The sequence below is a fragment of the Flavobacterium sasangense DSM 21067 genome (genome assembly GCF_000686885.1).
GTDB classification, from domain to species: domain Bacteria; phylum Bacteroidota; class Bacteroidia; order Flavobacteriales; family Flavobacteriaceae; genus Flavobacterium; species Flavobacterium sasangense.
The window spans coordinates 160,893-179,449 of sequence record NZ_JMLU01000002.1; the positions used below are offsets into that span (position 1 = coordinate 160,893).

Below are 18,557 nucleotides of genomic sequence, written 5' to 3' on the forward strand. Positions count from 1 at the left end.
TCAAAGATACTATAAATCGCGCTTTTTTAAGATATAATAAGATGTTAAAATAAATATAAATGTCCATGCAAGAACGATTGCAACAAAAATGGGTTGAACTTGATAATTTTTATCAATAGTAGCGCCAACAGTATTTGAAACAGATTTCACAAAATTTAATCGTGTAAAAGGTTCTGTAATTAAATTAGACATAGACTCTAGAGGTAAAGCATCTTTAACCCAATCAATCACTTCAGTATTTTTGTCTTTAGGGGTGTAGCCTAAAATTTTGTATTTTAAAATTGCATGTCCAACATTTTCTCCTAAAAACCAAACGAATATAAAGCCTAATGTGAAGGCAGAACGCTTGATTAAAAGTGCTAAAAATAAACAAAAAGAGAAGAATGCAACGTGTTTTAAAAAGTAGGCAAACAAATAGCTCATATCAGAAAAAATGATACTCATTTCTGTATAGGATGAATATTTTAGACCTAAAATTAAACTGATACCAAATACAAATAAAGTTGAAACTAAAGAAAATAAAATAATGGTGTAGAATTTAGAGAGTAAAAATTCCTTTTTAGACATTCCATCGATTAAATTTTGTTTTAATGTGCCATAACTAAATTCGTTTGCTACCATTGAAACTATGATAACTGCCAAAAATAACTTAAACCAAGAGGCTACAAATGTGGTAAAATGCCAGATATAAGGAAAATTAAAGAATCCACTTTTAGCGGCTTCAAATTTAAAAAATCCAAAATCGAATTCAATTAAAGCAATACTGGCTAATAAAAATAAAGATAGAAAATATATGATGCTTAAAACTCGGCTCGCTTTATTTAACCAAATTTTTTGTAATTCTATAGTGAGTAATCGTTTCATTTTGATGGGTTTAGTTGGTTAATTTTAAGAATTGTTCTTCTAAGCTGGTTTTACGTTTTAATAATTGCGTTAAAACAATATTCTTATTAAAAAGATATTGATTCAATTCTCCAGCTTCTAATGGTGCTTTTAAATAAACTAAAGCTTTTCCATCTTGAACTTCAATTTTATCCACGGATTCATGATTAGAAATCGCCTGAATTAATGCATCAAGATTATCCGATTGTAATTCAAAAAATCCTTCATTGGCTAACATTCCATCAACAGTGCCTTGATATAGCGTTACTCCATAGCGCAAAACAATTACATGAGAACATACCTTTTCAACTTCATCCAGTAAGTGAGAGGCTAAAAGTATAGTAGTACCTTGATTTGCAATAATTTTTATTAAATCTCGAATTTGACGAATTCCTTGTGGATCTAATCCATTTGTTGGTTCATCTAAAATTAAAATTTCAGGATCATTCAATAGGGCAGAAGCAATGGCTAAACGTTGTTTCATTCCTAGAGAAAACGTTTTAAATTTACTGTCTTTTCGGTCAAACAAACCTACTAATTCTAATTTTTCATTAACTTTATCAAAAGGAATATTCTTAATTTTACAAACTAATTTCAAGTTTTCCTCCGCTGTCATGTAGGGATAAAAATTAGGTCTTTCAATGATTGCGCCTACTTTTTTTAAGGCATCATGAGTAGAAAGGCTTCCGTCAAACCATTCAAAATCGCCTGATGTTTTGTTGACAACATTTAATACAATTCCTAAAGTGGTTGATTTTCCTGAGCCGTTTGGTCCTAAAATTCCGTATACATTACCTTTTTTTATTTCTAAAGAAACATTGTTTACGGCATGTACTTTTTTGAATTTTTTATGGAGATTCGAGATTTTTAAAATGGTTTCCAAGTTTGTTCGTTTTTTGATTTATAAGTAAGACGAACGAATTTTAGATTTGTTACGGATTGAAGTGAATGTCAATAAAAAATCCCTAACATTATGGCTTAGCTAGGGATTTTAAGGTATTGCTTGGGGCAAAATTAATATTGAATAAAGTTGTTGATTTTAACTTTAGTTGCTTTTAAATCGTGCATTAAATTGTACAATCCAAAGAAAGTTCGGTTGATGTAAATAAAATGCTTCGAACCGCGATTTCCATTCATATTACGTAATTCAGTGTTTTTGGAGTAGCGTTCTCCTAGATCCGCAATTTGACCGAAAAATTCTTCATCAGAAAAGTCGAATTCTTCTACGTGGAATGGTCTAGCGAACAAACTTAAAAGTTCGTGGAACATTTCTGTGAAGAATTCCACTTCTTCTTTTGCGTCTTCTTTTCTTAAGATTTCCAATTCGTATAATTTCGATTGGAAAAATTCAGGATTGTTTAAATTTTCTTTTTTTGCTAGTTCAAAGTACGGTACATAAAAATCATTTGGAACTTCTTTGATGCAGCCAAAATCTAAAGCTACTAATTTAGTATCTGTCGTTATTAAGAAATTTCCTGGATGCGGATCAGCATGCACTTTTCTCAAATTGTGCATTTGAAACATATAGAAATCCCAAAGGGTTTGTCCTAAAATATTCGATTTCTCAACATCGGTATTGTGAGCAGTGAATTCAGACAAATGTTCGCCCGTCATCCAATCCATTGTAATGATTTTCTCTGATGACCATTCTGGATAATATTTAGGAAAAATCAAATTTGGAATGTTTTGGCAAGCTTCTGCCATTTCTATACTTTGCTTAACTTCGTTGATGTAATTGGTTTCTTCAATCAATTTATCTTCAACTTCCTTAAAATATTTATCCGAATCTTTTCCTTTAATATTGAACATTTTGATGGCAATAGGTTTCACTAAAGCCAAATCCGAACTAATACTTTCTGCCACTCCTGGATATTGAATTTTCACAGCAAGTTTTTTCCCATCCTTGGTAGCTTGGTGCACTTGACCAATGCTAGCCGCATTTATAGAAGTGGCATTGAAGGTATCGTATATTTCGTTTGGTTGTTTGCCAAAATAATTCTTAAAGGTTTTATTTACCAATGGAGCCGACAACGGCGGCACCGAAAATTGTGCCAATGAGAATTTCTCCACGTAAGCTCTTGGTAAAATATTTTTATCCATACTCAGCATTTGTGCGACTTTCAAAGCACTTCCTTTCAGTTGCTTTAAACTGTCGTAAATATCGGCAGCGTTGTTTTTGTTGAGTGATTCTTTAGCTTCTTCTTCGGTTTTGGTGATTTTATCTCCGTAATATTTGAGATAATTCACACCTACTTTTGCTCCGGTTTGAATCAGTTTAGAAGCACGTTGGATTTTTGATGTTGGAATACTATCGATTGTTTTCATGTGATTACATTTTAAATGAGCCTCTTTCGTGCCACATGAATTTTCCAAAATCAATTAGACTTTTGAATGGTGTAGTATCCATCAAGTCAAAACTGGTATTGACAGATTTTTCAATGAAAATATCGGTTTTTTCAAATGAAATTGACGTATCTTCAATCCAAAACTTCAAAGTGAATAAGAACTGAAACCAAGCCATTTCGCTCATTGTTTTTTCTTGAATTTCGATTAACTTTTCTTGTTTTAAATCGATTTTTTCAATGTCTAAAGTATCATAAAACTGTTTGAAGCTTTTTCTTAATTCGCTCAATTTTGACAAACTTTTCAATTTGTTTTTGTCTTCTTTCAATAATGCTACCACGAAACTTCTATTAGCAGTTAACATTTCGAAATAAGTGAAATAAAAACTCAACAATTGCGTGCGAGCATCGTAGGAAGCGAAATCTTCACTATTTCCTAATAATTCTAATGTATTATCGAAAAGTGAAGTGAAAAAGTTTTGCTCAATTTGGTTAAAAGAAGCATAGTGTTTGTAAAACAAACCTTCCTCAAAACCAGCATGTTTGGCAAACAAATAAACCGATTGCGGTTGCTTGTTGTGTTCTAAGAAATAATCGATATATAAACTTAAAATGCCTTCTTTGTTTATTTCTTTCTTTTTTGCCATGATTTTAAATATTTTTCTCAAAGGTACAGAATGTTTAATTTAAAATCAAAAAAGTTAAACAAAATATTTTGTTAAAGTTCTTTCAAAAAAACCTCAATTACGAATTTGCAATTGAGGTTTAATAATTTGTATGTAAATGGCTTACGATTTCTGCTCTTTATTAAAGTAAACCAAGTAATAATACATTTGTTTTTCTTCGTCCCAACCTTTCTCCACGAATTTCTCAGCACTTTCAGGGTTGATGAAATCCAATTTAATTTGAATATTCGTGTCTAATTGAATTGTATTTTTTAACGAACGACGAACATCCGTTACCGCTGCATTTGCAATTGGAAAACTTGAAACGTCTTCAATGCTATATTTCGCACCTTTATCTACTTTATAATTTTTGAATTCTGGAATGAACTCTGGATTTTGCATTACTTCGTTCAAGAAAGCGGTTTCTTCAAACTCATCATTTTTTGCAAAGTGATTGATGGCGCGGTTCATGAACAATACTTCTTGTTGTTTGTCTTCGGCTGGTAAAACTACTTCTTTAGCAAACTCTTGACAGAATTTTAAGTATTTCTTTGTCATGAAGTTTTCATCTTGAAACGCATCAAGGGATAAGAAATGCTCTAACCAATAACGTGCATCGTAACGGTTGCTATCTACGGTTAAAATTTTGTAGCCTTCTTCTTTTTTGTAATTGAAAATGATACAACCTTTGTCTAACTTATTCAAGTTGATTCCTTGTTGTAAAATCATTTCTAGGTTGTTACCATTTTCTTCGAATTGTAAGAAATCGGTTTGTACTTCACTTTTGAAAACTCCGATGGCATCTACTACATTATTATCAATAGAAACGTGCGTAAAATAAGCCACATACACTTCTCCATTTTTAATATGTGGATGATTTGATTGCTCAAAAAGGTGTTTTGTGATTTTTTTAGAAACGTTGTGAATTTCGCTAGGGTTATTGAAAACTTCGGTAGCAAAATTGTACATCTCGTTGTATTCTAAATCTACTTCATGAGCAAACTGAAAGTAGTTTTCTTCTTTTTCTCTAAAAGGTTTAAAGAAAAATTCCTTCAACAAAGGCATAATTTCATCATTCAATCCGTATGAATTTTCAGATAAGAAAATAGCTTCATTTCTGCTTTTATTTCCTACGCGGTGAATTGATAAATTCTCAATATGAGCATTAAATAGATTGATCATTTTTTATAGTTTAGATAAAAGAGCCAAGATAGAACTGATATTGTTTTTTCTTGGCTTTTTAAAGATTGTATTTTGGTTTATTCTTTTCTAATTCTTTGGATTTTAGTTCCAATTTTCTTCAAATCCCATGTCTTCGAAGCTGTCGTCTCCATCAAACATGTCGAAATCATCGTCATCGAAATCGTCTTCAAAGTCACCGTAAATATCGTCATTTGATAAATCGCCTCTCAATCCGCTTTGACCTGCTTCTGCTGGTAATTCGCCATGAGAAAATAATAACGCAGGATAGGTTTCACCAGCTTCTTTTTCTTCTTCAATTGCAGCTAATTCCACGAAGAATGTCCACATACTAAAGAAATCATACACATAGACCATTTTAGTATTGTCTTGGTGCATCAAATCCTCAATTTTAAAATCTACCATGGTTTTCATTTCACCTGGAACTTCACCAGTGTCAAACAATGGAATTTCGTCTTCTTCGTTCCAAGTCCAGTCGTCTTCACAAGTAAAGAACGAACCTGTTTCTGTTCCATCAAAGCCAAAAGCGTTTACGATAGCATTGTGTAAATCTTCTAAGGTTTTGTCGCTTTCAATGGCAATATCTCTAAAAATATCTTCTTCAGCATCGAGAATCACTCGGAATTTGTAAATCATAATCTTTGAAATTTTAAGAACTGCAAAAGTAATTATTATTTACGAGAAACTTTTTTGCTTTTGCGATTTGTTGATAAGATTTTAAAATATGGATAAGGAGGTTTCAGTCGTCAATCGCTCTAACGTTTCTAAGCCGTAAAACGAATTTCCTTTTTTGTTTAATTTTGGACTCCAAACCGCTACCGTATAATGGTTTGGGAAAACCGCAACTACGCCACCACCAACACCACTTTTTCCAGGAAGCCCAACTTTAAACGTAAATTCGCCTGCTTGATCATAAAAACCGCACATTTGCATTAAAGCGTTCATGCGTTTGCATTTACTTGATGAAAGGAATTTTTTATCGCTTTTTGGAATTACGCCATTATTCGAAAATACTTGAAAACACTTGGCTAAATCAACACAAGTCATTTCTATAGAACATTGATGATAATAAAAATCTAAAACCGCTTCGGGTTCGTTTTTGATGTTTCCAAACGATTTGATAAAGTTGACCAAAGCTGCATTTCGGTAACCAAAAGCTTTTTCGGATTGAGCGACATTTTCGTTGTAATTAATGTTTGGATTTTCGGTCAGTTCTCTAACGAAATCAAGTAGGAATGCTTTTGGATTTTCAAAATGATCTAACATCAAATCTGCAACAACCAAAGCGCCAGCATTGATAAACGGATTTCTTGGAATACCATTTTCATTTTCTAATTGTACTAAGGAATTAAAGGAATTTCCAGAAGGTTCATAACCAACACGTTCCCATAAATCGTTTCCAATTTTAGAAAATATAAGCGAAGTGGTAATGACTTTTGAAATACTCTGAATCGAAAATTTCTCCAAAGCATCACCTTTTGTAAATACGTTTTGATGTTTATCAACTAAAGCAATTCCGAATTTATTCGCATCGACTTTTGCTAATTCCGGAATGTAATCAGCTACTTTTCCAGTGTTTTCAATTTGTATGACTTCGTTGTAAATTCCGTCTAAAATATCTTGGTATGCCATGAAACTAATTTTGGTAAAAATAGTTACTTACAGAAAAGGAATGCGTTTTTTGAGCTCTTTTTTTGATAAAAAATTACCTTTTGACGGATAGTGTCTTTTAGACGGCATATTGTTGAAAATTAAAGCGGTCAACAATAAAATAGTAGCTCCTAATAATACAGGAGAAATTACATACCAATAGCCCAATTCTTTTATTTTATCGGAACCTGCAATGGCAATTAAAGCAGTAGCTCCACCAGGAGGGTGTAAGGTTTTTGTAATTTGCATTAATACAATTGATAAGGAAACGGCTAAAGGAGCCGCTACCCAAATTAAATCGGGTAATAATTTATAAATGCTAACTCCAATTATTGCTGAAATGACGTGACCTCCAATAAGATTTCGAGGCTGTGCTAAAGGACTTTCGATAACCCCATACACCAAAACGCAAGAGGCACCAAACGAACCTATAAGAAAAACTAAGTCCGATGAAGTGAAAATTCTGAATTGCAATAAACTTATAATTCCTAAACCTACAAACGATCCTAAAAAAGCCCAAAAATGTTCTTTAAAATCAATTAAAGTTTCTTTGTATAAAACGTATTTTGCTTTTCTGTAATTGCGTTTTAGCTTTTTTGTTGAGGTCATATTTTGTTATTTGAAAAACTATATACTGTAAATGGATAAATTGTTTTTGAAACCTGTTTAGCAACTAAACAAGTCACAAGAATTGGGAATAGCAAACTATAATCATTAATTAAGCCACATGTTATAAAAATGGCTGTAAAAGGTGCATGAATACTTGCACTAAGCATAGCTCCCATACCAATTATCATAAAATTTAAGGGAATTACATTAACATGAAAAAAAGTATTTAAGACAACAGCTAACAACAGACCAACAAATCCTCCAATAAAAATACTTGGTGCAAAAACACCGCCATCACCACCTCCTGCTAGTGTTAACGAAGTAATGATAGGTTTGAAAATTACAATACTTACAATAGAAAAGAAAATTGGGATAGTTAAAACGATATTATTTGAATTGGCTAAATTTTCTTTTATAGCGTGATATCCATCACCATATAATTGAGGTAGAATGAATAAACCAATACTTATTAATACCGCACTTATTATTATTTTGGTTCTGCTTTTTTTGAAAGAAGTAAATTTATCTTTAATGAATAAAACTGTTTTTGTTAGGTATACAGCATTCATTCCAGAAATAATGCCTAAAAGAATAAAATAAGGAAACGCTTTCCAATGCCATTCTTTAATAGTTACATGAAACAAAGGCTTTTCATTCAATAACAAACAAATTAGTATAGAAATAGAAACAGAAATCGTAGTAACTAGAATAAATGTTTTTGAAGCTTTTTTTGAAATTACTTCATATGCAAATAAAAATCCAGCAAAAGGACTGAAGAATAGTGCTGTAATTCCTGAAGCAACACCAGCACATATTAATTCAACTTTATGACGATTTAATATGTTTTCTTTTTCTTGAGTCATAGATCCAATTGTAGCAGAAGCAACTACTGTTGAAACTTCAATGCCTGTAGAACCTCCAAATATCACCGTGAATAAACCGTTTATGAAATGAGATGGAATTTTATAAATTGGTAAACTGTTTTTTCTTTTTTCGGTAGTTTCAAAAATCTCTTTTATGCCTTTATTCGTTTTTTTGTTAAATAAATAGTATCTCAAAACGGCAATTATGGTTAAGCCAATCAATGGAAATATGAAAAGGAAGAGATTGTTTTTTGAGGCTTGATTGAAAAGTAATTCTTCATAATGTTCCGTTCCTCTCTTTAATGAAATTGCTAAAAAAGCAGACAAAAAACCAATTATTATTGCCGCAATAATGAGTTTTTGATATTTGATGAATACAAAATGCTTTTTTATTTGAGTTATACTGCTCATAAATCTAGTTTAAAATGAAGAGAAAAGGCAAATTTAAGGTTTAAGAGATTAAAATAATTTAGAATAAAGTTAAAAGTTACAATTCATCCTCAAAAAATGACAGTTCGGTTAGTTTCAATTTTATGGGTGCGATTTCTGTTGCAACTTTGCTTCATCAAAATAAGATAGTTCAAGCGCAAGAACAAAAAACAAAAATCAAGAACGAACAGTTTAACCATTAAACAAAATTTATCATGACAAAATTAATCACTATCATCGCAATGTTTGTCGCTTCAATTGTATCAGCGCAAACACAGTTTGATCAAGGAATGCAAAAAGCCTTGCAAACTTGGAAAGACGGAAATTCAAAAGAAGCATTAGTTCAATTCGAGAAAATTGCTTCGGTTGAAAAAACAAATTGGTTGCCAAATTATTACATCGCTTTCATCAATACAACACAAGCTTTTGGTGAAAAAGACAAAGCTAAAAAGGTGACTTTATTGAATGCTGCTCAAAAAGCACAAGATGTTTGTAACGAATTAGCTCAAGACAATCCAGAAGTTTTAGTACTACAAGCTATGATTCACACCGCTTGGATTGTATATGACCCAATGACAAACGGACAAAAATTATCAGGTGATGTTTTGTATATTTTGAATAAAGCGTATAAAATAGCTCCTGAAAACCCGAGAGTTGTGTTTCAAAAGGCTTCATTTGAAAAAGGTATGGCGGAATATTTTGGACAAGATGCAAAACCAATGTGTGCCCAAATTGAAAAATCTATCGAACTTTTTGCTACTTTTAAACCTGAATCGGCTTTTCATCCAAGTTGGGGATTAGATAAAGCGCAAGAAGCTGTAAAGACTTGTAAATAAAATTTTTAAAATGAAATATTCAAGAGAAATAGTTAAAGCAGTAGTGATTGGAATTGTAATTTTTGCAATACTTCAAGGCGTAAATATTGTAATCACTCGAAGTTTACCAAGTCTTCTTTCATTAAAATGGAATTTCATTTACACGATGTTGTATAGTGTGGTGCTTTATTTTGCTAATGCTTTAATTTTTATTCAATTAGATAAACATTTTGAAAAGAATCGATTTCATTTAAAACGATTGGTAATCGGATTTTTAGCCTCGTTTTTTGTTTCGGGATTGGCTATTTTCTTTTTGCGAATGTTGGAAGATGTTGGGTTTGAAAACAAAACAATTCAAGAATTTATTCAAACCGAAATGCCTGCTAATTATGTTGTAGCAATGGTGATTACGATTATAGTTTCGTTGGTAATTCACTTGGTTTATTTCTACAAATCATATCAGGAAAACAAATTAAAGGAACAGAAAATTATTGCTGGAACGGCTTCGGCACAATTTGAAAGTTTAAAAAATCAAATCGATCCACATTTTCTTTTTAATAGTTTGAATGTATTGAGTTCATTAATCGAAGAAAATCCAGAAAGTGCTCAAAAATTCACGACTTCGCTTTCCAAGATTTATCGCTATGTTTTGGAACAAAAAGATAAGGAATTAGTTTCGGTAGCTGAAGAATTACAATTTGCCAAAACGTACATGAATTTACTGAAAATGCGATTTGAAAACAGTATCACTTTTGAAATTCCAGAAAATTTTGAAAATGAAGAAGCTAAAGTAGTTCCATTATCGCTACAATTGTTATTAGAAAATTGCATCAAACACAATGTAGTTAGCGAAGCCAAACCGCTACATGTAAAGATTAGTATTGAAAATGGTCAGTTAGTCATTACTAACAATCTTCAAAAGAAAGAAGTTTTACAAGACCGAAAAGGCGTAGGATTACAAAATATAGTGAATCGCTACGGAATTTTAACCAAAAGAAAAGTATTGGTAGAAGAAAACGAAAAAGAGTTCAAAGTATTTCTACCGATTTTAACCAAACAAATAAGTATTATGGAAACAACATACAATTATAATGAACAAACGGCTTATGACAGAGCGTCAAGAAGAGTCAAAGAAATAAAAGAGTTTTACGGAAGTTTAATTTCTTATTGCATCGTAATTCCGGTTTTAGTGTTTATCAATTTTAGAACTTTCTCAGGATTTCAATGGTTTTGGTTCCCGATGTTAGGTTGGGGAATGGGATTAGTTTTTCACGCTTTTAGAGTTTTCGGTTACGGAAGTTCGTGGGAAGAACGAAAAATTCAAGAGATTTTGAAAAAAGATCAGGGGAAAAACAATAAATGGGAATAATTAAATTTTAAAAAATAAGAAATCATGAGTTTACAAGATAGAATCAATAGTAGAATGGATAAAGAAGCGTTTAAAAACTTTATTCCATCCAATGCCGAAGAAGCAAGATATTATGAAGCAGTTAAAAGAGTTAAGAAAATCAAAGGATTTTATACGCACGCTGTCGTTTATTTGGTCATCAATATTATGATTGTGATTATCAATATTCAAAATTTAAAAGATGGCGAAAGTTATTTTCAAGCGCATAATTTCTTCACCGCTTTCTTTTGGGGATTAGGACTATTAGCACACGGATTGTCGGTATTTTTGCCTGATTTTATCATGGGAAAAAACTGGGAAGAGCGTAAGATTAAGGAATTTATGGAGAAAGAAAAAGCGAATAAGTGGGAATAATTAGTCACAGTTTTCAGTCGCAGTTGACAACACAAGAACTTGAAACCTGAAACTTAAAACCTGAAACAAAAATACAATGAACATATTAATTATCGAAGACGAAAAACCAGCAGCACGATTGTTGCAACGCAAGGTTGAAAAATTAGGTTTGCAAATAAACACAATGTTACACTCTGTGGAAGAAGCTATTGCATGGTTTCAAAACAATCCGCATCCTGATTTGATTTTTTTGGACATTCAATTGTCTGATGGTTTGTCGTTTGAGATATTTGAGTACTTCGACAAAGCTCAGCAACACATTAAAAGTGCTGTAATTTTTACTACGGCTTATGACGAATATGCATTGCGAGCTTTCAAACTAAATAGTATTGATTATTTATTGAAACCTATTGATGAAGAAGAACTTTCAATTGCAATTTCGAAATTCAAAAATCAATTTCAAAAAAACACGATTTCGAGTTTAGATTTTGAAGCGATTAAGCGCATGTTGGTTAATCCAGTGGAAAAAGAATATAAAAAGCGATTTTCGGTGAAAATTGGTCAGCAATTGAAAGTGATTTCCATTGATGAAGTAGAATGTTTTTACAGCGAAAACAAAGGAACATATATTCACACTTTAGACAATCGTGATTATTTAATCGATTCTACTTTAGAAGTTGTAGAAGCAGAAATCAATCCAAAAGAATTCTATCGCGTAAGCCGAAAATTCATTGTTCCATTGAAAGCAGTAAAGGAAATTCAAGTGTATTCTAATTCGAGATTAAAAATCATTCTTCCCACTTACAAAGACGACGAAGTAATTGTTGCCAGAGAACGTGTTGGTGATTTTAAGGAGTGGATTGGGTAGAATTATTTAACAGGAATTATGAAAATATGTGTTTTTAATTCATCTTTATTATAATAGATTAAACGCATTTTGAACTTTCCATTTTCTAACCCATTTTCATCAACTAAAACAGAACATTCAAAATTAGTTTTATTATTTGAACCTAAAATTCTAATTCCTCTGCCAATTATTGAAGTTTTCTGTAACTCAATATTTTCAACAGAAACAATAAATTTAGTATTTTTATTTAATTCTAAATAAGGTTGTTTAGTTTCAAACTCAATTTTAATTGTTTGATTTCCGTCTTTAAAAATTAAATCGTCATTATTTTGTGCATTTGAAAAAAAAGTAACTAAAAATAGCATATTGATTATAAAAATAGCTTTTTTCATTAAAATTTATTTTGAAAACCTATGCAATGTAAACGTCATGGCTGTTAATAAAAAGAAAGCCATAATTTGATGTGCTAATCCTAACCAAAGTGGTACGTGGAATAATAAAGTGAAAACTCCTAAAATAAATTGAATAAATACAAAAACCAACAACGTTTTAACTCCGTTATCTTGTGTTTTGTCTAATACAAATTTTCTACTTTTCATGAATAAGAAAATAATCATTCCAACTACCACATAAGCAAATGTTCGGTGTATGAATTGCACACCGCTTTTTCCTTCTGTAAAGGCTAAAAGTAAATTGGATTGTTCTAACTGAATACTTTCGTGGAAGAATTGTCCGTCGCTCATTAAAGGCCAATGATTATGAATTAAACCAGCATTTAAACCAGCAACAAATCCACCGTAAATAATTTGAATAATTAAAATTACCAAAGCAATTCGGGCTATTTTTCTTAATTCAATAACAGGTAATTTTCTTTCGGGATAAATCAAATCTAAAGCCACCCAAAGTGTATAAGCAAACGTAATAAACGCAAACGTTAGGTGAATCGCTAATCTAAAGTGACTCACATCGGGCATATCTTTTAAACCACTGGCTACCATGAACCAACCTAAAAATCCTTGAAAAGCACCCATTCCTAAAAGGATAAAACACTTTTTAATGGTCTCGTTATCTAATTGTTTTTTGATTAAGAAATAAATAAACGGAATAATGAAAACCACACCAATAATACGACCAATAAAACGGTGAAACCATTCCCAAAAGAAAATGAATTTATAATCGTCTAATTGAAAATCTTTGTATTGATTTACTTTTTGATATTCTGGATATTTCTTGTATTCTTCAAAAGCTTCTATCCATTTTTCTTCTGACATAGGAGGGAAGGTGTCATTTATCAAATGCCAATCGGTCATTGATAAACCTGAGTTGGTTAGACGAGTAATTCCACCAACAGTTACCATGATAAATAACAAAACACATCCCGAAAGTAGCCAATAAATGACTGATTTATTTGTTTTCATTTTTCTTGATATTCAAAAAGCACCCCCAAATTTACATAATGTGTATTTGAAAAGTGCTTTAACAGATTATAATTTTTATACTTTTTTCAATCCCATTTTTGAAGCTTTGTTTAGGACAAAATCCTTAGCTGCTTCATACTCATTTGGAATTTCGCCTTCTAAAATTGCTTCTTTAACGGCTTCTTTTAGAACTCCAATTTCTCTACAAGGTTTTAAACCAAATAATTCCATAATTTCTTCACCTGAAATAGGTGGTTGAAAAACGCGAACTCGGTCTTTCTCTTCCACTTCTACTATTTTCTCTTTTACGATGTCGAAGTTCTTATGATATTTCTGAAATTTCTTTGGGTTTTTAGTTGTGATATCTGCTTTGCATAAAGTCATCAAACTATCAATATCTTCGCCTGCATCAAAAACCAAACGACGAACGGCGCTATCCGTAACAATATCCTCAGCAATTACAATTGGTCGCGAACTCATCGTAACCATTTTTTGCACGAATTTCATTTTATGATTTAAAGGCATGTGTAAACGCTCAAATATTTTTTTGACCATTTTTCCGCCTAAAAATTCATGTCCGTGAAACGTCCAACCTTGTTTTTTGTTAAATCTTTTTGTTGGAGCTTTTCCAATATCATGCAATAATGCCGACCAGCGTAACCAAACATCATCTGTATTCGGGCAAATATTATCTACTACTTCTAAAGTGTGATAAAAATTGTTTTTGTGCGTGTGACCATCTACTTCTTCAACATTATTTAAAGCGGTTAATTCAGGTAAAATAATGTCTAATAAACCCGTTTGGTACAAATGTAAAAATCCGATGGAAGGTTTGTCAGAAGCAAGAATTTTATGCAATTCATCTACAATTCTTTCGCCAGAAATAATATTGATTCGGTCTTTGTTTTTCGAAATTGCTTCTAAAGATTCCGATTCGATTTCGAAATTCAATTGCGTAGCAAAACGAATCGCACGCATCATACGCAACGGATCATCGGAATAGGTAATATCTGGATTTAAAGGTGTTTTGATGATTTTATTTTTCAAATCTTCTACACCATTAAATGGATCAACTAAATCACCAAAGTTTTCAGAATTCAATGAAAAAGCTAAGGCATTTATCGTAAAATCTCTTCGCTCTTGGTCGTCTTTTAATGTTCCGTTTTCCACTAATGGATTTCGGCTATCGTGCGTATAAGATTCTTTTCTAGCGCCCACAAATTCCACATCGATATCATCGTAGCGCAACATGGCTGTTCCGTAGTTTTTGAAAACTTGTACTTTTGGATGAAACGGAATCAATTCGGAAACTTTTAAAGCCAATTCAATTCCGCTACCAACGGCAACGATATCGATGTCTTTTTTGTGATTTCTGTTGAGTACTATATCGCGAACAAAACCACCAATCACATAGCATTCCAAGTTGAGTTCTTGTGCGGCTTGCGAAATGATTTTGAAGATGTTATGCTCTAAATGTTGTTTGTAATTCATTTTCTTAATTCGTCAATTTGACAATTAGTCAATGTGTCAATTAATTATCAAACAACATCATTGGCTAATTGACAAATCGAAATATTGGCACATTTTTATTTGCGAATCACTTTTACTTGGCTGTCTAAACCTAATTTAATTATCGTAGAAGGATTTTTGCAAACTTTATCGTGGTGCAAATTTACTACATAGTCCACACCTTTTATAATTTCGGGACTAATTTCTTTGAAAGTTTTTGGTGTAGGTTCGCCCGAAATATTTGCTGAGGTTGAAACCAATGGTTTTTTCATGCGTTCCATCAACTTAAAACAAAAAGGTTCGGTAACAATTCGAACTCCTAACGTATTATCTTCAGCCACAATATTTTTGGCAACATTTCGAGGATTGTCTAAAATTAAAGTAGTTGGTTTCTCCGATAAATCTAGAATTTGCCAAGCCACATCAGGAATTTCTTTGAAAACGTTGTACATCATACGTTCGCCATTCATTAAAACAATCATACTTTTGGTTTCTTCACGTTGTTTTAATGCGTAGATTTTTTTTACAGCTTCTTCATTAGTGGCATCGCAACCAATTCCCCAAACGGTATCGGTTGGGTATAAAATAATGCCTCCATTTTTTATAACTTCGAATGCGTTGTGTACCTCTGTGTTCATAATTTAATTATTTTTACAAAAATATTCTAAAAATTTTAAAAATGAATCAAACATTTGTTGGATGTTCTCTTTATCATATATACATATCCATTTTATTAGCACACAAAGCAAAAAAGGAAGGTAAAAAATCATTATTGATTGTAATTAATGATAGAGTTGAAGATATTGAAAAACTTATCCCTAAAATAAATGAATTACAATTGTTTGAATCTGTTTTGTCAATAAAGAGTTACTCTATTTTAACAGATTTTAAAAAAAATTTAGGACTTTTTAATTATATTTTCAACAGGGAGAAAGGTTTAGTTGAGCTATTTGAAAAAACTAACCCAATTTTAGTTGAGAATGATTTTTTTATAAGAAATTCTGAAATTAATTTATTTCATGTTGTAAGAACTAGAGCCTATTTTTTAATAAAATATCCTAATAATTTATTTAGAATGGTAGAAGAAGGATTAGGTACCTATTTGCATAGAATGCCTAAATCTAGATATTTAAAAAGAAAATATTTAATTAAGTTTCCAATTTTAATGGGCTATGATAAGCAAGTTAAAGAAATTTTAGTACAGCATCCTGAGAACATGAAGGATCAGTTTTTGAGAAATAAATCTGTAAAAATGGATTTAAATTTATTACAACAAAATTTATCAGAAATTGAAAAAAAACAATTGATTAATTGCTTTTTAGGAGATGAAATTACATTTTCTCAAGAGAAAAAAATGATATTAATAACACAGCCTTTGTCTGAAGACGGGCATTTAACAGAAAATGTAAAAATTAAGCTTTATAAAAAAGTTGTTGAAAAAGCAATAAGTGAGGGTTACAAAGTTTACATAAAACAACATCCAAGAGAAACTACCGATTATACAAAATTGTTGTCAGATGTTTCCTTTATACCCAAATTATTTCCAATAGAACTGCTAAATTTATCTAAGGACTTTTCGTTTGACTTAGGATTTACTTTTTATTCAAGTTCATTAGAAAACTTACAGAATATTAAAAAGAAAGTTGTTTTAGGTATGGAAAACCTCAATAAAATAAATGATATCCTAGATAATGATATAGATTTTCTTTAATTTATTTATAAAACTTTCTTATTTCGTTCATTGTCTGTAATAGATATTCACTATTTGGTTCTTCATCTAGGACGTTTAAATTATTGTCAACAACGTCTAATAAACCTGATGTGTAAATATTGGTTATTCTATTAGTTTCTACTATAGCAAATTTTTGATTATAACCGCAAATGAAAAAATCCCTTTTAGAAGTGTCAAACAAGCTTTTTCCTGAAGAATACTCTTTAGGACTATTGTTTACTCCTAAATAATTGCTCATAATTGTGGGTGCTATATCATAATGTAGCGTAAGATGATTGTATTTTTTTGGAGCTTTATTAAAATCATATAATATAAAGGGTGTGTTGATTTGATATTTTGAAAAATTCCCTCCATGCTGCCAGTATCCTTTTTTAGAATCATTAAATTCTTGTCCGTGATCAGAAGTTATAATTATAATAGTGTTTTCTAATTTGTTCTTTTTATCAAGTTGCGATATGATTTTTCCGATTAAATCATCAACATAATGTAAACAATTTTTATACCTGTTAATTAGTGGTTTAGGGTCGTAATCATCATCAAAAGCTAAATAATCAACTTTGTCAAGATACGGTTTAAATGGAGCTTTGTAGTTTTTAGGGAAATCAAAACCATGTGCAGCATCAAAAAATAAGAAACCAAAAAACGGATTTTTTTGATTGTAATTTTCAATATAGTTGGTCCAAGAATTAAAAATACTCATGTCTCTTTCCGCAGGTGAATTACCATCAGTATTTAACTTAAGATTTTTCACTTTGGTAAAAACATTTTTATTAAAAGGAGGATTTTCAACAGTAGAACTACTTAATATATTGACGTCATATTTTTGTTTTATAAATTGATCAATCATGACTGGACCTTTATTTATTCCCGTAAATGAGTCAAAATAAGTTGCTGGAATTCCATAAAACATGGAGAAAATCCCACCTGTAGTCATGTTTGATCCGCTTTTATGATTGGTAAATTCTTGTGCGGATTTTTTAAAATTATAGATGTTTGGAGTTATCTCTTCAGTTAAATAATCATATCTCCACGAGTCAATTACAATTAAAAGAATGTTTTTATTAGTTGTATTATTACTATCTATATTTTTTAATGGATAATTTATAGTTTTGGATTCTGTTTCTATTGCGATTTCATTTTTAGACAAATCTTTATTTACAAGATTTAATTTTATAAATAAATTTTCTGCAGTTAAAGGATAATAGGCAGGAAATAAATTTTTAGTTTGAGTAATTTGTCTGTAACTATTTGCGTCAGACCATGCAAATCCGATATGAGAAACTAAAATAATTATTAAAAAAGTAAATGAAGAAGTTTTTATAATTTTTCTAAATTTAGTGTTCTCAAAAGAAATTCTATTAATCAACATGAATAGTAATAGTTGAAAACCAACAACTCCAATAATAAATAAAAATGCAGTAATGTAATTTTCATTTGAAAATTGAAAAATATCACTTGCTCTTTTGCCAAATGCCAATTTAAAAACCATTGGCGATAGATGGTACCTAAATTGACTAAAAACAATGGTATCTAATTTAACTAGAATTAAAAGTAAACTAGAAGATATAATATTTATAAATTTTGTAAGTAATATTCTTTTTGAAACAAAAAATAGTAAAAGAGAAAGAAACAAAGGAATACTACTTAAAACTGCAAAATGGCCAATTTGTGAAATAATAATAAATATATTTGCATTTATTGAATTTACATTTTCAACAAAATCATAATACTTTATTGAAATTATCAATGTCAATAAAGTATTTACTAAAAAAATGAAAAATAATTTTATTGGAAAAATTGTTTTGGAATGCATATTTTGTTTTTTGCAAAAATATAGTATAGTTGTTGATTATTA

19 protein-coding genes are annotated in these 18,557 nt (G+C 30.7%); 5 read left to right on the forward strand and 14 right to left on the reverse strand.

Translation table 11 applies throughout. From position 1 onward, the window contains the following. Positions 1-9: 9 nt before the first annotated feature. The 9 genes from BP92_RS0102715 to BP92_RS0102755 all read right to left on the reverse strand — a co-directional run bounded on the left by BP92_RS0102715 (position 10) and on the right by BP92_RS0102755 (position 8,622). Positions 10-864, reverse strand: coding sequence for an ABC transporter permease (locus BP92_RS0102715; protein ID WP_026724633.1), 855 nt, complete (start codon positions 862-864; stop codon positions 10-12). Positions 865-874: 10 nt separating this feature from the next. Next, positions 875-1,765, reverse strand: coding sequence for an ABC transporter ATP-binding protein (locus BP92_RS0102720; protein ID WP_026724634.1), 891 nt, complete (start codon positions 1,763-1,765; stop codon positions 875-877). Between the two features lie 131 nt (positions 1,766-1,896). Beyond that, positions 1,897-3,207 (reverse strand): ABC1 kinase family protein, encoded by a 1,311-nt coding sequence (locus tag BP92_RS0102725; RefSeq protein ID WP_026724635.1) that lies wholly within the window; start codon positions 3,205-3,207, stop codon positions 1,897-1,899. A gap of 4 nt (positions 3,208-3,211) precedes the next feature. Next, complete coding sequence (locus BP92_RS0102730; protein ID WP_026724636.1) at positions 3,212-3,871, reverse strand: TetR/AcrR family transcriptional regulator; 660 nt, start codon at positions 3,869-3,871, stop codon at positions 3,212-3,214. A gap of 141 nt (positions 3,872-4,012) precedes the next feature. Continuing rightward, positions 4,013-5,071 (reverse strand): nucleoid-associated protein, encoded by a 1,059-nt coding sequence (locus BP92_RS0102735; RefSeq protein ID WP_026724637.1) that lies wholly within the window; start codon positions 5,069-5,071, stop codon positions 4,013-4,015. A 102-nt stretch (positions 5,072-5,173) separates the two neighbouring features. Next, positions 5,174-5,725 (reverse strand): IS1096 element passenger TnpR family protein, encoded by a 552-nt coding sequence (locus BP92_RS0102740; protein WP_026724638.1) that lies wholly within the window; start codon positions 5,723-5,725, stop codon positions 5,174-5,176. A gap of 81 nt (positions 5,726-5,806) precedes the next feature. Next, positions 5,807-6,721: a glutaminase gene (locus BP92_RS0102745; RefSeq protein WP_026724639.1), complete on the reverse strand. Its 915-nt coding sequence runs from the start codon at positions 6,719-6,721 to the stop codon at positions 5,807-5,809. 27 nt (positions 6,722-6,748) lie between these two features. Further along, positions 6,749-7,348, reverse strand: a complete 600-nt coding sequence (locus tag BP92_RS0102750; RefSeq protein WP_026724640.1) for an HPP family protein — start codon at positions 7,346-7,348, stop codon at positions 6,749-6,751. After that, positions 7,345-8,622, reverse strand: coding sequence for a chloride channel protein (locus tag BP92_RS0102755; protein ID WP_026724641.1), 1,278 nt, complete (start codon positions 8,620-8,622; stop codon positions 7,345-7,347). Before BP92_RS0102755 ends, BP92_RS0102750 begins: the two co-directional genes overlap by 4 nt. A 233-nt stretch (positions 8,623-8,855) precedes the next feature. Between BP92_RS0102755 and BP92_RS0102760 the strand changes: the two genes are divergently transcribed. The 4 genes from BP92_RS0102760 to BP92_RS0102775 all read left to right on the forward strand — a co-directional run bounded on the left by BP92_RS0102760 (position 8,856) and on the right by BP92_RS0102775 (position 12,064). Beyond that, positions 8,856-9,476 carry a hypothetical protein gene (locus BP92_RS0102760; protein ID WP_026724642.1) on the forward strand — a complete coding sequence of 207 codons (621 nt, stop codon included), beginning with the start codon at positions 8,856-8,858 and terminating at the stop codon, positions 9,474-9,476. Positions 9,477-9,486: 10 nt separating this feature from the next. Further along, positions 9,487-10,824 carry a 2TM domain-containing protein gene (locus BP92_RS0102765; RefSeq protein ID WP_026724643.1) on the forward strand — a complete coding sequence of 446 codons (1,338 nt, stop codon included), beginning with the start codon at positions 9,487-9,489 and terminating at the stop codon, positions 10,822-10,824. A gap of 24 nt (positions 10,825-10,848) precedes the next feature. Then, positions 10,849-11,217, forward strand: coding sequence for a 2TM domain-containing protein (locus BP92_RS0102770; protein WP_026724644.1), 369 nt, complete (start codon positions 10,849-10,851; stop codon positions 11,215-11,217). A gap of 76 nt (positions 11,218-11,293) precedes the next feature. Then, complete coding sequence (locus BP92_RS0102775) at positions 11,294-12,064, forward strand: LytR/AlgR family response regulator transcription factor (protein WP_026724645.1); 771 nt, start codon at positions 11,294-11,296, stop codon at positions 12,062-12,064. Between the two features lie 2 nt (positions 12,065-12,066). Here BP92_RS0102775 and BP92_RS0102780 read toward each other — a convergent pair whose 3' ends face one another. The 4 genes from BP92_RS0102780 to BP92_RS0102795 form a co-directional block, all read right to left on the reverse strand. Beyond that, entirely contained in the window at positions 12,067-12,435 is a 369-nt protein-coding gene (locus tag BP92_RS0102780) for a hypothetical protein (RefSeq protein ID WP_026724646.1), read from the reverse strand. A 6-nt stretch (positions 12,436-12,441) separates the two neighbouring features. Then, positions 12,442-13,461 carry a COX15/CtaA family protein gene (locus BP92_RS0102785; RefSeq protein ID WP_026724647.1) on the reverse strand — a complete coding sequence of 340 codons (1,020 nt, stop codon included), beginning with the start codon at positions 13,459-13,461 and terminating at the stop codon, positions 12,442-12,444. Positions 13,462-13,536: 75 nt separating this feature from the next. After that, positions 13,537-14,952, reverse strand: coding sequence for a CCA tRNA nucleotidyltransferase (locus BP92_RS0102790; RefSeq protein WP_026724648.1), 1,416 nt, complete (start codon positions 14,950-14,952; stop codon positions 13,537-13,539). A gap of 95 nt (positions 14,953-15,047) precedes the next feature. Then, positions 15,048-15,608 carry an L-threonylcarbamoyladenylate synthase gene (locus tag BP92_RS0102795; RefSeq protein ID WP_026724649.1) on the reverse strand — a complete coding sequence of 187 codons (561 nt, stop codon included), beginning with the start codon at positions 15,606-15,608 and terminating at the stop codon, positions 15,048-15,050. A gap of 41 nt (positions 15,609-15,649) precedes the next feature. On the opposite strand from BP92_RS0102795, the gene BP92_RS0102800 reads away from it, so the two are divergent. Next, the gene (locus BP92_RS0102800) at positions 15,650-16,681 is read left to right on the forward strand and encodes a polysialyltransferase family glycosyltransferase (RefSeq protein ID WP_026724650.1); all 1,032 of its coding nucleotides are present in this window, start codon (positions 15,650-15,652) and stop codon (positions 16,679-16,681) included. A 1-nt stretch (position 16,682) separates the two neighbouring features. Here the strand turns inward: BP92_RS0102800 and BP92_RS0102805 are convergent, their stop codons facing one another. Beyond that, positions 16,683-18,515: a DUF3413 domain-containing protein gene (locus BP92_RS0102805; protein WP_084329629.1), complete on the reverse strand. Its 1,833-nt coding sequence runs from the start codon at positions 18,513-18,515 to the stop codon at positions 16,683-16,685. Between the last annotated feature and the right edge of the window lie 42 nt (positions 18,516-18,557).

Coding starts and splice junctions, on each gene's coding strand:
- BP92_RS0102790 (WP_026724648.1), bottom strand. CDS start 14,952: ATGAATTACAAACAACATTTAGAGCATAACATCTTCAAAATCATTTCG.
- BP92_RS0102800 (WP_026724650.1), top strand. CDS start 15,650: ATGAATCAAACATTTGTTGGATGTTCTCTTTATCATATATACATATCC.
- BP92_RS0102770 (WP_026724644.1), top strand. CDS start 10,849: ATGAGTTTACAAGATAGAATCAATAGTAGAATGGATAAAGAAGCGTTT.
- BP92_RS0102805 (WP_084329629.1), bottom strand. CDS start 18,515: ATGCATTCCAAAACAATTTTTCCAATAAAATTATTTTTCATTTTTTTA.
- BP92_RS0102715 (WP_026724633.1), bottom strand. CDS start 864: ATGAAACGATTACTCACTATAGAATTACAAAAAATTTGGTTAAATAAA.
- BP92_RS0102785 (WP_026724647.1), bottom strand. CDS start 13,461: ATGAAAACAAATAAATCAGTCATTTATTGGCTACTTTCGGGATGTGTT.
- BP92_RS0102765 (WP_026724643.1), top strand. CDS start 9,487: ATGAAATATTCAAGAGAAATAGTTAAAGCAGTAGTGATTGGAATTGTA.
- BP92_RS0102730 (WP_026724636.1), bottom strand. CDS start 3,871: ATGGCAAAAAAGAAAGAAATAAACAAAGAAGGCATTTTAAGTTTATAT.
- BP92_RS0102775 (WP_026724645.1), top strand. CDS start 11,294: ATGAACATATTAATTATCGAAGACGAAAAACCAGCAGCACGATTGTTG.
- BP92_RS0102725 (WP_026724635.1), bottom strand. CDS start 3,207: ATGAAAACAATCGATAGTATTCCAACATCAAAAATCCAACGTGCTTCT.
- BP92_RS0102735 (WP_026724637.1), bottom strand. CDS start 5,071: ATGATCAATCTATTTAATGCTCATATTGAGAATTTATCAATTCACCGC.
- BP92_RS0102745 (WP_026724639.1), bottom strand. CDS start 6,721: ATGGCATACCAAGATATTTTAGACGGAATTTACAACGAAGTCATACAA.
- BP92_RS0102755 (WP_026724641.1), bottom strand. CDS start 8,622: ATGAGCAGTATAACTCAAATAAAAAAGCATTTTGTATTCATCAAATAT.
- BP92_RS0102795 (WP_026724649.1), bottom strand. CDS start 15,608: ATGAACACAGAGGTACACAACGCATTCGAAGTTATAAAAAATGGAGGC.
- BP92_RS0102760 (WP_026724642.1), top strand. CDS start 8,856: ATGACAAAATTAATCACTATCATCGCAATGTTTGTCGCTTCAATTGTA.
- BP92_RS0102740 (WP_026724638.1), bottom strand. CDS start 5,725: ATGATTTACAAATTCCGAGTGATTCTCGATGCTGAAGAAGATATTTTT.
- BP92_RS0102750 (WP_026724640.1), bottom strand. CDS start 7,348: ATGACCTCAACAAAAAAGCTAAAACGCAATTACAGAAAAGCAAAATAC.
- BP92_RS0102780 (WP_026724646.1), bottom strand. CDS start 12,435: ATGAAAAAAGCTATTTTTATAATCAATATGCTATTTTTAGTTACTTTT.